At 70.5% G+C, this 13,208-nt stretch carries 12 protein-coding genes and 1 pseudogene; 3 read left to right on the top strand and 10 right to left on the bottom strand.

The features are described from left to right. Nucleotides 1-144, top strand: a pseudogene (locus ACWF94_RS17050) (transcriptional regulator); the annotation flags it as partial. A gap of 40 nt (nucleotides 145-184) precedes the next feature. Here ACWF94_RS17050 and ACWF94_RS17055 read toward each other — a convergent pair. From ACWF94_RS17055 to ACWF94_RS17080, 6 genes are all read right to left on the bottom strand, one after another. Further along, nucleotides 185-319 (bottom strand): DUF6126 family protein, encoded by a 135-nt coding sequence (locus tag ACWF94_RS17055; protein ID WP_453488289.1) that lies wholly within the window; start codon nucleotides 317-319, stop codon nucleotides 185-187. 99 nt (nucleotides 320-418) lie between these two features. Beyond that, nucleotides 419-598 (bottom strand): hypothetical protein, encoded by a 180-nt coding sequence (locus ACWF94_RS17060; RefSeq protein WP_453488291.1) that lies wholly within the window; start codon nucleotides 596-598, stop codon nucleotides 419-421. Between the two features lie 225 nt (nucleotides 599-823). Next, a complete protein-coding gene (locus tag ACWF94_RS17065) occupies nucleotides 824-1,306 on the bottom strand; it encodes a CinA family protein (protein WP_453488293.1) in 483 nt (160 codons plus the stop codon). Nucleotides 1,307-1,315: 9 nt separating this feature from the next. Further along, the gene (locus tag ACWF94_RS17070; RefSeq protein ID WP_453488295.1) at nucleotides 1,316-1,987 is read right to left on the bottom strand and encodes a hypothetical protein; all 672 of its coding nucleotides are present in this window, start codon (nucleotides 1,985-1,987) and stop codon (nucleotides 1,316-1,318) included. A gap of 325 nt (nucleotides 1,988-2,312) precedes the next feature. Then, the gene (locus ACWF94_RS17075) at nucleotides 2,313-4,310 is read right to left on the bottom strand and encodes an ABC transporter ATP-binding protein (protein WP_453488310.1); all 1,998 of its coding nucleotides are present in this window, start codon (nucleotides 4,308-4,310) and stop codon (nucleotides 2,313-2,315) included. A 164-nt stretch (nucleotides 4,311-4,474) separates the two neighbouring features. Continuing rightward, entirely contained in the window at nucleotides 4,475-6,184 is a 1,710-nt protein-coding gene (locus ACWF94_RS17080; RefSeq protein ID WP_453488297.1) for a VanW family protein, read from the bottom strand. Between the two features lie 583 nt (nucleotides 6,185-6,767). Here ACWF94_RS17080 and ACWF94_RS17085 point away from each other — a divergent pair. Continuing rightward, nucleotides 6,768-6,908, top strand: coding sequence for a hypothetical protein (locus ACWF94_RS17085; protein WP_453488299.1), 141 nt, complete (start codon nucleotides 6,768-6,770; stop codon nucleotides 6,906-6,908). Here the strand turns inward: ACWF94_RS17085 and ACWF94_RS17090 are convergent. From ACWF94_RS17090 to ACWF94_RS17100, 3 genes are all read right to left on the bottom strand, one after another. Then, a complete protein-coding gene (locus ACWF94_RS17090; RefSeq protein ID WP_453488301.1) occupies nucleotides 6,901-7,944 on the bottom strand; it encodes an NlpC/P60 family protein in 1,044 nt (347 codons plus the stop codon). The genes ACWF94_RS17085 and ACWF94_RS17090 overlap by 8 nt on opposite strands. A gap of 256 nt (nucleotides 7,945-8,200) precedes the next feature. Then, entirely contained in the window at nucleotides 8,201-9,130 is a 930-nt protein-coding gene (locus ACWF94_RS17095; RefSeq protein ID WP_453488303.1) for a hypothetical protein, read from the bottom strand. A gap of 1 nt (nucleotide 9,131) precedes the next feature. After that, complete coding sequence (locus tag ACWF94_RS17100) at nucleotides 9,132-11,240, bottom strand: hypothetical protein (RefSeq protein WP_453488305.1); 2,109 nt, start codon at nucleotides 11,238-11,240, stop codon at nucleotides 9,132-9,134. A gap of 349 nt (nucleotides 11,241-11,589) precedes the next feature. Between ACWF94_RS17100 and ACWF94_RS17105 the strand changes: the two genes are divergently transcribed. Then, entirely contained in the window at nucleotides 11,590-12,228 is a 639-nt protein-coding gene (locus ACWF94_RS17105) for a class II aldolase/adducin family protein (RefSeq protein ID WP_453488307.1), read from the top strand. 124 nt (nucleotides 12,229-12,352) lie between these two features. Here the strand turns inward: ACWF94_RS17105 and ACWF94_RS17110 are convergent, their stop codons facing one another. After that, nucleotides 12,353-13,039: an ABC transporter ATP-binding protein gene (locus ACWF94_RS17110; RefSeq protein WP_453488309.1), complete on the bottom strand. Its 687-nt coding sequence runs from the start codon at nucleotides 13,037-13,039 to the stop codon at nucleotides 12,353-12,355. Between the last annotated feature and the right edge of the window lie 169 nt (nucleotides 13,040-13,208).

The following is a 13,208-nucleotide window of genomic DNA, read 5'->3' on the forward strand; positions in this document are numbered from 1 at the left end:
GAAGGCTCCACCGTCCACTACGCCCTCGCCAGCCCCGAAGTCGCCGAACTCCTCCGCGTCGCACGCGGCATCCTCTCCAACCTCCTCGCCGGACAGGCCCAACTCCTCCACGACCTCAACGCCACCCACCACCAACAACACTGAGGGTGTACGGCGGGCCGCACCGCCGGGCGGCGCGGCCCGCTCACTTCTGCGCGCGCTCCCCCACGTACATCAGCAGCCAGACGAACCCGGCGAACAGATGGGTCGCGAAGACGTACACGAAGACGCGCAGCATCACGCCGCGCTCCTTCCACCGCTCCCAGTCCTTCTCCGCCACCGTGTCCTCCCTCGTCGTCCCGGGTCGCCCGTCGTTCCCGGGCGGTCCCCGGTCCACCCCTGGCCTTGGTACTCCTGCCGCGGGCCCAGCGCCATCCGCTCACTCCAGCCGGAACTCGTCGCCGAGGGCTATGTCGTGCCCGCGCGCGATCCTCAGCGCGTCATCCAGTTCATCGGCGGCCACGGCCGCCTCGAAGACATCCCCCGACTCACGAGCGGCCTCAAGACCGATCCGCGCCCGCCTGATGCGTTCCAGGGCCGCCTCGTGGAACTCGCCCATCTGATGCTCCCACTCCCGGTGCATGACCGAACAGGCAACTATCAAATTGCAGAACTCTGCAATTCTAGGGCCTGCCGAACATACGTCCCACACCGCCCGCCCCGGCTCGCCACCGGGTGGGCGGCCGGGCGCGTATGACCTGGTCGGTGCAGTCGGTACTGCCGTTACGGTCGGTACCGCCTGCCGGGCCTTCCGGGCACAGGCGCGAGCACGGGCGGGCGGGCCCTACTCCTTCGTCAGATGGTCGATCAGGACGGCGAGTGCCTGCCCCACGGTCTGCCGCCGCACTTCCTCGCGGCTCGTCCCGGTGCTGTGGAACTCATGGCTCACCGTGCGCCGGTCGTCGGACACGCCGATGTAGACGAGCCCCACGGGCTTGCCGTCCTGACCGGTCGGGCCCGCGACGCCCGTGGTGGAGACGGCGATGGAGCTGCCGAAGAGCAGCCGGGCGCCGTGGGCCATCTGTTCGGCCGTCGGCGCGCTCACGGGACCTTCGGCGGCCAGGACCGGCTCCGCCACGGAGAGGATACGGGCCTTCGACTCGGTGGCGTAGGTGATGGCTCCGCCGACGTAGTAGTCGGACGCTCCGGCGATACCGGTGATGGCCGCGCCCAGCATTCCGCCGGTGAGGGACTCCGCGGTACTGATCGACCAACCGCGCGCGCGAAGCAGTGCGCCAAGCTGTGCGGAGTCTTCTTGCTGGGACACAAACGGCTCCTAGTCGAAGAGTGAACTCTCGTTCGTTTCGATATCGCGCAGAATGTCCTCGATCTGCTGATACTCGTACTTCTTGCAGCGAGGAAAGTCGGAGGTGTACTGCGCTGCCTGCCGCATCATGAAGGGCAGTTGGGCATCTGAGTGATGGTAGTAGACGGACGGCTTCCCGAGGGCGAGTGCGTACCCCGCTTCGACATAGCAGCTCGACACGAGCGACATCGGCATGACGAGCAGAAAACGTGCGCTGTTCCGCAGTGCGGCCAGATCCCGCTGGGCGCCGATGTCGGGCTGCTGGAAGCTGTCCTGGTCGGGCAGATGGAGACCGGCGTAATAGACGGTGAAGCCGCAGTCCCGTTCCAGGGCCTGAATCACCCGGCGGATCTGCTGCCGGTGCGTCGCGTACTGATCGTTGGAGGAGAACGACGCCATGGGGCTGGACAGGAAGACGTCGTACTTGGTCCCGGTCGATGATCCACCGCCCCTGGACCGCGCCAGGAACATCAGCAGCCAGGCGATGGCGAGGATGGCGATGAAAATGGCGCTGAACACCAGGAAGGCGCGATTGCTGTCGCTCTTCCGGGCGGCGAGGGCGATGAGGACCGACGCCGTGGCGCTCAGTCCCGCCCCGAGAAAGGTAAGAGCACTCTGAAACCCTGATGCGCGGTCATCCACCCCGGGCCCCCTCCCGCGTGAGGGCGCCATTACCTCGTGCCGTCCGGCCGATGTCAAGGGCGGCCTGTCCGTTCGAATCCCGCCGCCCCAGGGCTTCTTGACTCCCGGCGCCCGGTCAGTCCGCGACATGTTCCGCACGGCACACGGAACGGATGACCGTGCGACCCCGGCCCGCTACCGCAGTCGGCCCGATCGCCATCCGTACAGATCGGTACCGCCTCTCCACCGGGCTGATGGCCGAAGGTGCGACGGGTGCCGTACTCGCCCACCGGATCACGGCCCCGGCAGGCGTAGTACGTGGGTGCTCTGGCACGCCGTATCCCGTTCAGGCCACAGCTCCCACCCCGGCCTCCTGCGCCGGGTCGCCGGAGCCGCCATCGGAGCCGGAGCCGCCATCGGAGGCTGAGTCGGCGTCGGAGGCGGAGTGGGCATCGGAGGCGGAGTGGGCAGAGCCTGCGGAGTCGGAGGCGGAGTCGGCGAACTGGGTCCGGTACAGCTCCGCGTACCGCCCGTCCGCCGCCAGCAGGGCGTCGTGCGTACCGCGTTCGACGATGCGCCCGCCCTCCACCACGAGGATGAGATCGGCGGCGCGGACGGTCGACAGCCGGTGGGCGATCACCACGGCGGTGCGGCCGTCCAGCGCCTCGGCGAGCGCCGCCTGTACGGCCGCCTCCGAGGTGTTGTCGAGGTGCGCGGTCGCCTCGTCGAGGATGACGACGCGCTGCCGGGCCAGCAGGAGGCGGGCGATGGTCATCCGCTGGCGCTCGCCGCCGGACAGCCGGTAGCCGCGTTCGCCGACGACCGTGTCAAGACCGTCCGGCAGGGACCGCACCAGCTCATCGAGCCTGGCCCGGCGCAGGACCTCCCACAGCTCGTCCTCCGACGCCTCCGGCCTGGCGAGGAGCAGATTGTCGCGTACGGACTCATGGAAGAGGTGCCCGTCCTGGGTGACCATGCCCAGGGTCGAGCGCAGCGATCCGGCGGTCAGGTCGCGTACGTCGACCCCGCCGATCCGGACCGCGCCCTCGTCCACGTCGTACAGCCGGGGCAGCAGGCTCGCGATGGTGGACTTGCCCGCGCCGGAGGAGCCGACCAGGGCGACGGTCTGTCCGGCCCCGGCGCGGAAGGAGATCCCGTGCAGCACCTCCTGCCCGCCCCGGGTGTCGATCTCGGCGGTCTCCTCCAGGGAGGCGAGGGACACCTTGTCGGCGGCGGGGTAGGCGAAGCGCACATCGTCGAACTCGACGGAAACAGGCCCATCCGGCACATCCCGCGCGTCCGGCTTCTCCTCGATCAGCGGCTTGAGGCCGAGGACTTCGAAGACCCGCTCGAAGCTGACGAGCGCGCTCATCACCTCCACCCGGGCTCCGGCGAGCGTGGTCAGCGGCGCGTAGAGCCGGGTCAGCAGCAGGGCGAGGGAGACGACGGCGCCGGGCTCCAGGCTGCCTCGCAGCGCGTAGTAGCCACCGAGCCCGTAGACGAGCGCCAGCGCCAGCGCGGACACGAGGGTGAGCGCGGTGACGAAGGCGGAGTACGCCATCGAGGTGCGGACGCCGATGTCCCGCACCCGGCCCGCCCGCGCCGCGAACTCCCGTGACTCCTCCCCCGGCCGCCCGAACAGCTTGACCAGGGTCGCGCCGGGCGCGGAGAACCGCTCGGTCATCCGGGTGCCCATGGCCGCGTCGAGCCGGGACGCCTCCCGCCGCAGCCGGGCCATCCGCGCGCCCATGAGCCGGGCGGGGACGACGAACACCGGCAGCAGGACAAGGGCGAGCAGGGTGATCTGCCACGACAGGGTGAGCATCACGACCAGGGTGAGGAGCAGGGTCACCAGATCGCTCACCACACTGGAGAGGGTGTTGCTGAAGGCCCGCTGTGCGCCGATCACATCGTTGTTGAGCCGGCTGACGAGGGCGCCGGTGCGGGTGCGGGTGAAGAAGGCGACGGGCATGCGCTGCACATGGTCGAAGACGGCCCGCCGCAGATCGAGGATCAGGTTCTCCCCGAGGGTCGCGGAGAGCCAGCGTTCCACCAGCCCGAGTCCGGCCTCGGCGACCGCGATCAGCGCGATCAGCAGGGCGAGCCGTACGACGGTTCCCGACGCCCCGCCGGACACGATCACATCGACGACCCGGCCCGCGAGTACGGGCGTCGCCACGGCGAGCAGCGCGGTGAGGACACTGAGCAGGACGAACTGGAGGATACGGCGGCGGTGGGGCCGCGCGAACACGACGATCCGGCGCAGCGTGGCGCGGGAGAACGGGCGGCGGTCCTGCTGGGCGCTGACGACGGACTGGACCTGTGTCCAGGCGCTGATTTCCATGCTCATACGGGGACCCTAGAACCTCAAGTTTGGTTCAGGTCAAGCATCGGAGACCGGACGCGCTCACGTGACGGCCCGGCTGAACGCCCTGGCTGAACGCCCTGGCCGAGCGGACGGGCCCGGCGGGCCGGCTGTCCTGTCGGTCGCGGGTGGGTGTCCTGTCGTCAGTCCCGGCCGTCCGGTCCGTCGCAGGTGACCTTGTCGCGCGGGGTGTAGCGGGTACGGAAGGGCTCCCGTTTCAGCTCCTGGCCGCCCTCGCCTCGGAAGATGCGCTCGACCGTGACGTCGAACCCTTCCAGCGGGGTCTGCGGCTCGCACGCCTCAGCGGCTCCGGGACGGGTCCCGGGCTCCTTCACATTCGTCCGGGGACCCTTGCTCGCCTCCACCGACTCGTACTTCTTGGTGCCGAGGAAGGTGATGGTCACCGAGGTGTCCGTGGACTCGGCGAGGATGTAGATGGCGTTGCCGGAGTCATTGGCGAACTTGAGGTCGAGACTGCCCCAGGCGACCGTGGCCTCGCGGCCCTCCGGGTAGCGCTCGATGTAGAAGGAGTGGGCGCCGTACTCCACCGGCTTCACCCCGGCGAAGAACATGGCGTTGAAGACGGCGGTGGCGACGGTCGAGACTCCGCCGCCCGCGGCCTTGGTGTACTTGTCGTTCAGGATGATGATGCCGTCGACGAAACCGTTCTCCTTGGTGCGTTCGCCGACGGTGCGGTTGAAGCTCCAGGTCTTGTCGGGCAGGACGAGCGACCCGTTGATCAGTTCGGCGGCGCGGCCGATGTTCGTCTTGCGGTAGGCGGACGCCGGGAAGTCCGCGGTGAAGGAGGAGACCTTCTCCGTGATGCCCAGTTCGGCGACGCTCTGCCGGGTCAGCTTGGGCTGGGTCTTCTTGGTGGCCACCTCGCCGGTACGCGCCGTGCCCGACTTGGTGAGCAGGGGCAGTACCGCGTCGGTCAGCGTCTTGGCGGTGACTTCCTGACCAGCCCTGCCGTCCGCCACCACCTCGACCCGCTCGCCGTCGAGCCGCAGCTGGGCCTCGGCCGCCTCGGTGGTGACATCCGCGAGCGGATCGGCCAGTGCGGGGTCTTCGAGCAGGGCGCCACCGTCGAGTTTCGGCACCAGCCGGTCGCCGTCCGGCCGCATCTTCAGATGCCTGCCGATGACCGCCGGGGAGATCGTGACCCGCTTGCCGCCCGTCGTGAGGACGACCGGGGCGGACATCGCCGGGTCACCGAACTCGCGGATGGCACGGTCGGTCTCCGCCGTGCCGATCCGGGGCGTGGTCTCGCGTACGGGGAGGACCGCGGTTTCCGGCTTCTCGGCCAGATACGAGGAGCGCAGGACATCGAGCGAGTCGTCCGCGTTCAGGGTCTGTCCGGTGCGCGGCTTCACCTGCTTCGCCTCGCCCTTGTGGAAGGCGACGGAGCCCTCACGGACCTTGCGCTCGTGCTTCTTGGCCAGGCCCGCCAGGGCGGTCCGGGCCTTGTCCTCGTCCATCCGCGTCACGGGCTCGATCTCGCCCCCGTCGGCTCCGAAAAGTCCGCCGATCGCACTGAAGGGGTCGCGGCCCGGTTCCGCGACCCGGGCGACGGTGGCCTCGGCGTCGAACCCGAGTCCCGCCGTACGCGGATCGATCGTGCCCTCACGGCCGCCGACGCTCACCTTCAGCGGCGCGGACGCCGCTGCCGACAGCTCCCGGTCCAGTTTCTGGCGGGCCTCGGGCTGGCTCATGCCCCCGATGTCCACCCCGCGCACGCTGGTGCCGTCGGGCACCTCGTCGCCCGTCAGCAGCAGCCCGGCGAGGTAGAGGGCGCCCACGCCGACGACCATCGCGCCGCCCGCCGCAGCGGCGGGATGTATTCGGCGGCGCATGGGACTCCTAGCAAAACGAGGGAGGCGGGCAGTGGCGGGGCAGTGGTGGGGCGCCTGCGGGGCCGGGCACGCCCCGGCAGGCGTGACGAGCCCCGGCGACCTTACCAAGACATCGATAAAACATCGATAAACAGACAATCTGCCTGCTGGTCGCACACTTGACACCCTACGGGGCTTGGTCCGTTGAGACGCCGGGGGGTCCCGGCCGACCGAATCGCCAGAACCGGCCGAACCGGCCGAACTTACCGAACCGGCCCGGTTGACCGGCCCGACCGGGCGGCTCGCTCCCGCAAGCGGTTTCTGCCGGTGCCCGCACCGGCAGGGGCCGGGTCGCGGGCCTCGGGCCGCGCGGCCCCGGGCCACCCCGGGCCGCCTCGCGTAACCCCGTGCCGCCCCGTGCCGACGGCCTCTGCGGCCCACTCCTATGCCGCGTAGGCCATGGGCGGATACCGGAGACGGAGGGCGTCTCCGCTGTCATGCGCACGGCTGTCATGCGCACGGCGGAAGAGCGCGCACCCCGGCATGACCCGTCCGGTGCCGCCAGAGCCCGGCGCGCGCCGGAGGCCACCGTACGCGGAAGGGCATGACGGACGACACGACAGATACGGCAGATATGACCGGCACGACCGGCACGACGGGCACGACCGGCACCCGGCCGCGAGCGGGCCAGGGCGCGGTGGGCGGTGGGTCGTCACCGGCCGGGTCGGCGCGCGCGGTCAGCTGATGCGTACGCCCCACATGAAGGGCATACCACTGCGGGCCATCGACTCGTAGCGCACCTGCGCACCCGGCTTGGGGGCGTGCAGGATCTGCCCGTTGCCCGCGTAGAAGCCGACATGGCTCAAATCCGTACGCATGATGACGAGATCACCGGGCTTCAGGTCGCCCAGGGAGTTGATCCGCGTGCCGGCATTGGCCTGAGCCTGGGAGGTACGCGGAATCGAGACACCGGCCTGGCGGAAGGCCCAGGAGGTCAGCCCCGAGCAGTCGAAGGAGTTCGGACCGGACGCGGCCCAGACGTAGGGCATACCGACCCGGCTCTTGGCCGCGTCGAACGCGGAGCCGCCGCGCGGTGACGCGCTGGCCTCGTTGCCCAGCTTGGGCCGCTCGCTGGCCCGGTTGGCGCGGTCCTCCTCGGCGGCGATCTTCGTCCGCTCCTTGGCCGACAGCGTGTTCAGCAGCCGGCGGGCCTCGGCCAGCTTGCCCTGGATCTCCTTCTTCTTCTTGCCCAGTTCCGTACGGGTGTCCTGGAGGTCCTTCAGCTTCTGCGCCGCCTGCTTGCGCTGCTGCTGGAGGTCGCGCTGCTGCGCCATGAACTTGTCCAGCTCGTCGGCCTGCCGGGCGCTCAGCCGCTCGACATCCGTCGCCTTGTCCAGATAGGCGTCCGGGTCGGTCGAGAGGAACAGCTGGATCGAGGGGTCGAGTCCGCCGGCGCGGTACTGGCCGGCGGCTATCGAGCCCAGCCGGTTGCGCAGTTCGTTGAGCTGGCCCTGTTTGCGGGCGGCCGTTTCCTGGAGGTTGGTGACCTGCTTCTGCAGGCCGTCCGCCTTCTCCTTCGCCCCGTTGTACTTCTCCGTGGCCTGCGTCGCCTCCTCGTAGAGGCGGTCGACCTGCGCCTTGACACCCTTCTTCTTCGGGTCCGGCAGGGGGTCGGCGGAGGCCGACTGTGTCGACATGGCGACGGCTGCCGCCGCTGTCACGGTGAGCACGGTGGTGACACGGCTCTGCTTCGACTGCTTAAGGCGACGATGGGACGCCACTGGGGCGAGCTCCTTCTTCCTCGGCCGCCTGCGGGAGAAGGGCACTCACTTCCCCGGACCGCTCGGACACAGCGAAACGGCGGCACCTCCGCCGCCACCCCGGGCGAGTGACCGACCGTACGAAGGTTTCCGTCGCGCATGCTAATCCGTTTAGCTGATTGGTTCAATGCTCGGGAAGCCGGACCGAGCCGGGGACCGAGCCGGACCGAGCCGGGCCAAGCCGCCCCGGACCGCGACGCCTTCGGGTTCCGGTGGGTCAGTCCGCCGCCGGAACGAAGTGTTCCAGGGCCGTGGACAGGTAGGTGCGCAGCCGCCAGGGCTCATCGCCCGGCACGCAGGCCAGGATGGTGTACTTGGTGCCGCTCGTGGCCGTGAAGGCCCGCGCGACGCACTCGCGCACCCCGCCGGTGTCGTCGCTGTGGTACGCGTAGTGCAGTTCGGCGGCGTCCCCCAGCGGGTTCTCCGGTCCGCCGGTCACCCGGCCGAGGCTCAGTCTGCGGTAGTCCTCGGTCTCTGCCGCGCGGTCGACGCCGGTCGCGCGGACCGCGTCCAGCGGTGTCGTGCCCGGCGCGGAGATCACAAAGATCTGCAGCAGGCTGCGGCGGTCGGTGGCGGTGTAGAAGACCCCGGACCGGCCCGAGGTGCGTACCCAGTCCACGGGTACGGCGACGGTGAATCCCCGCGCGTCACGGGCGATCCGGAAACCGGCCGGGAGCGACGCTTCGGCGGTCGCGGAGTCCTCGCTCCCGGAGTTCCCTGAGTTCGTGGAGTTCCCGGAGTTCGTGGAGGAGGAGTCCGACGGCTGTGCGGAGTCCGAACCCGGCGCTTCCGTGGCCGTGCCATCGGCACCGCTGGGTTCCGGCCGTCCGGTGTCCGCTCCCGAGGGGGCCACCGTGGCGCCCGGACCGGGTGACGCGGCGCGACCGTCGTCCCCCCGGTCCGAGCCGAGCCAGGCCGCCACCCCCACCGCCGCCAGCACGGGGACGACGGCGAGGACGACGACCGGCGTACGGCCCAGCCGGGAACGGGTCCAGCCGGACCCCGGGGCGGGAGCGCCCGGGTCGAACCCGGGCCGGGACGGAGCGACACGCGTATACGGCGACGGGGGCGGGGGCGTGTACGCCGCCGGTTCCGCGGCCCGCCGCCAGCGCTGGTTCCCGGCGTCCCAGGGTGCCTCACCCGCCATCTCAGCCCCCCAGCAGCGCGGCGACCAACTCGGCCACGGCCACACCCGATCCGAGGGCCGCGACCAGGTCGCCCGCCGATGCCAGTCCGCCCCGCAGCCGCTCCAGCCGTCCCCGGCCCACGGCGCCGGAGGCGGCGATCTCCTCCTCGGCCGCCACCAGTTCGGCATCGAGGACCTCGGCGGCCGGGGCGGCGGTGAAGCGCGCCAGATCCGCCCGCAGCTCGCGGACCGCCGCCAGCAGCGCCTGCTGGGCGGGGTCGGTGGCCGCGTGGGTCGTGTTGGTGGTGGTCGCGGTGCTGTTGGCGCCGAAGGTGAGGGCGCTGTTGTCCACCGAGCCGATGTGGTTCCCGCCGATGTAGTTCACGATCTTCTGCTCGAACTTGTCCGTCTGCCAGCCTGCATCGTCCAGTGCGCGGCTGACCGCCTCCGCCACCCGGTCCTGGATGCTCCGCAGGTACCGCACGGCGTCCATCTTCTGGAAGAGCGAGACACCGGTCGCGGAGCCGTACTCCCGGACCGAGAGGGCGGGACCGTCCGGCAGGGCGTCGCGGTGCCCGCCCGTCAGCTGCCGCCAGCGGCCGGCCATCCAGCGGCCGACCGTCAGTGCGGACTGTCCGGTCGAGCGGGGGGTGTGGGCGAGCGCCCAGGCGAACTTGCCGAGCGCGCTGTTGTTGGCGTAGCGGTGTGCCACCCGGTCCGCCTCCCGGAACGCGGGATTCACCGGCAGCAGGACATGCGGGGCGATCTCCAGCATCAGCATGCCGCCCTGGGTGTGCACGCGGACGAACACGGTGACGACGACCTCCTCCTCCCAGCCGCCGACCCTGATCCGCAGAAAGTGCCTGCGGGCCTCCCCGCCCTCCTCTACGGCGTCCCGGCAGTGCGCCTCGAAGCCCTCGTGGTGGTAGGGGGCGCCGTCGCGGCTGGTGAGGCCCTCGGCCGGCAGGAACACGAACTCGTCTACGCGCAGTTCCCGCAGCCGGTCCCGGACGGCTTCGGCCGCCTGGGGTGAGCCGTGCGACGACGGCACCTGGAGGGCTTCCACGAGAAGCTTGATCCGGTCCATGACGGCCCGGTTGTCGAGCGGTACGGGCTCACGGTCCTCGCGGGGCCGCAGCTCCACGGCGATCGTCCAGGTCTCGAAGGCGTCACCGGCGCCCAGGAACGGATCGGCCGGGTGATACATCACCAGCGGTGAGTGCTGCTCCCGGCGGACCAGGTCCAGCAGCCTGCGCGCCCGCGGCCAGGGGGCCGTCTCGGCCGGGTCCCCGGCGACGTCCGGGAAGCGGGCCGGGGAGAGCGGGCCCGTCATCACCCGGGCGAAGTGGCCCCGCTGGAACCCCACCAGAGCGGTGATGAGGAAGAAGAGGAAGACCGCCAGCAGCGCATGGCCCGGCTTGGCGCTTCCGGGGTCGAGGAGCGGCAGGAAGTCCAGGACCGATCCATCGTCGGACGAGGACGAAGAGGGCTCCTGCGGGTAGTCCCACCCCGCACCGGTCGGGAATCCCCCGTCGGCGGTGCTCCCGCCCGTGCTGCCCGCCTCGGAGGAGACCCCGCCGCTGGAGACCTCGCCGCTGGAGTCGCCACCGCCGGTGCCCACGTCGCCGGTGTCCCCGTCGCCGGAGATGAGTCCGGCGACCCCGAAGATCAGCAGACCGGGAACCGCCACGGCCAGTACGCAGCGCGCGACCCACTTCAGCCCCAGGGCGATCAGCCTGAAGTACGCGGGGGCCCGTCCGAGCGTATCCCCGAGCCCCGCGACGAGCGTGAGCACCAGGCTGGGCACCAGGAAGAGGAGGAACAGCCGGTCGGTGAGCGGAATCGCGAGGACCCACAGGGTGAGTACGCCTAAGGCCCAGCCGAGTTCATTACGGCGGGCCTGAAGGGCGTGCGCGAGGACACGCGCCGCGTCGATGCCGAACGAGGGTGCGGTGAACCGCTCTTCGTGGACGTACAGCTCCTCGATGACGGCGTCGCGGTAGTGGCCGTCGATATGGACTCCCGCGCACAGATACCGGCACGCCTCGCTCGCCGCAGGTTCGACGGGGGCTCGGGCCCACGCCCGATCGGGTTCCTGGGTGGTCTGGCCGGGCACCGTGATCCGGGTCACGATCTCTCCGTTCCGGGGAGGCCGAAAAGGCTGCCACGCCGGCCGCTCCGCGATGGGCGGTACCGCTGCGGCGAGGGTGGGCTGTACGCCCTAAGGAACGCGCGAGAGGGTCGATCGGTCACGCATATGCCGTGAACGGCGACGGTATTCGGAGAGGGGTGGGGGGAGTGTGGTCTGCGGTACGGAAGAGACTGGAGGGCCGGGCAGGTCACTTCATGAACACCTCCATGAACACTTTCATGGACACCTTGATGAACACCTTGATGGACACCTTGATGGACACCTTGATGAACGCCCGAACCGTCATACGGCCCGACGGCCGCCCCGCCGTCGTACGAAAGGACACGATGTGAAGCCCGTTCACACCCGCGAGGACCTGTGCGAGCGACTGGCCGAGGTCGGTCGGCTCGCCGTCGAGCGCGGGCTCGTCCTCGCCAGCGGGGGAAATCTGTCGGCCCGGCTGCCCGGCGGCGACGAATACGTGGTCACCGGCGCGGGGACCTGGCTGGACCGGCTGGAGGCCGGGGACTTCACCGTGATGTCCGTGGCCTCCGGCGAGCGGACGGGGGGCGCGGACAGGCCGTCAAGCGAGTGGAAGCTGCACCGGCGGACCTATGAGGTGCGCCCCGATGTGAACTGCGTGGTCCATCTCCACCCGCAGCACGCGGTTCTCCTCGACGCGGTCGGCGTGCCGATCCGGCTGATCACGCTCGACCACGCCACTTACGTACGCTCCGTCGGCACCGTCCCCTACTACCCCAACGGGTCGGACGAACTCGCCGACGCCTCCGCCGAACAGGCCCTGCACCACGACTGCATGGTCCTCTCCCACCACGGCTGCTCCTCGCTCGGCGAGGACATCGGAATGGCCTTCCGCCGCGCCATGAACCTGGAGGAGGCCGCGATCGCGACGTACCGCGCCCTCACCCTCGGCAACACCACGGCCACGTTTCCGCCGGAGAGCCTGGCGACCCTGCCCCACGCGTGAGCGGTGCCACCGGTCCGGCGACGCGCGGGCGCCGGGGCCACCGGGAGCGGGGCCGGTGAGTGCGCCCGGGGTCCGGGCGCTCGTACGTGGTGCCCGGGGCGGGGCCGGTGAGTGCGCCCTGGCCCTAGCGTGCGCTGAGCTTGCCCCGCTTGAGTTGCAGCACCTCGTCCGAGGCGTCGGCAACCTCACGGGAGTGCGTCACCACCACCACGCACTTGCCGTCGTCGTGCGCCAGCTTCTGGAACACGGCGATGATCCCGGCCGCCGTCTCGTGGTCGAGACTACCGGTGGGTTCGTCCGCGAAGAGGATGTCGACCTCGCAGGCCAGCGCGCGGGCGATGGCGACGCGCTGCTGCTGCCCGCCGGACAGTTGCAGGGTCCGGCGGTGGTGGTCGGCGGCGTCCACGCCGAGCAGTTCGAGAAGTTCGACCGCGCGACGCTTCTTGTTGCCCCGTCGCACCCCGGTGATCTCCATGGCGGAGGTGATGTTCTGGACCGCCGTCATATACGTAAGGAGGTTCAACGACTGGAATACGGTGGCCACATGACGGTTGCGGTAGCGGCCGAGGCCCAGTTCCATGACGTCCTGGCCACGGAAGCGGACGGTGCCGTTGCTCGGTGAGTCCAGGCCGCTGGCCAGCGAGAGCAGTGTGGTCTTGCCGCTGCCGGATGGGCCGATCACGGCGTACATACGGCCCGGCTCGAAGGCGTAGCTGACGCCCTTGAGCACGGTGCGCTTGCGGTTGCCGCTCTGGTAGGAGCGGGTCACTTCGGTGAGTTCGAGCACCGGAGCCGGTGTGAGGGAGGTCATCGCCTCAGTCGCCCTTCGTCAGGATGTCGCGCGGATTGAGGCGCAGCACGCGCGCGCCGGGGATGAGCGTGGCCAGGGCGGCGATGCCGAGGCCGGTGGCGCCGACCTTGGCGATGTCGGCGCTGCCGAGCCGTACGTCGAGCGAGTCGATGGGCTCGGCCTCCGGGTC

It is taken from the genome of Streptomyces sp. NPDC055078 (genome assembly GCF_053607985.1).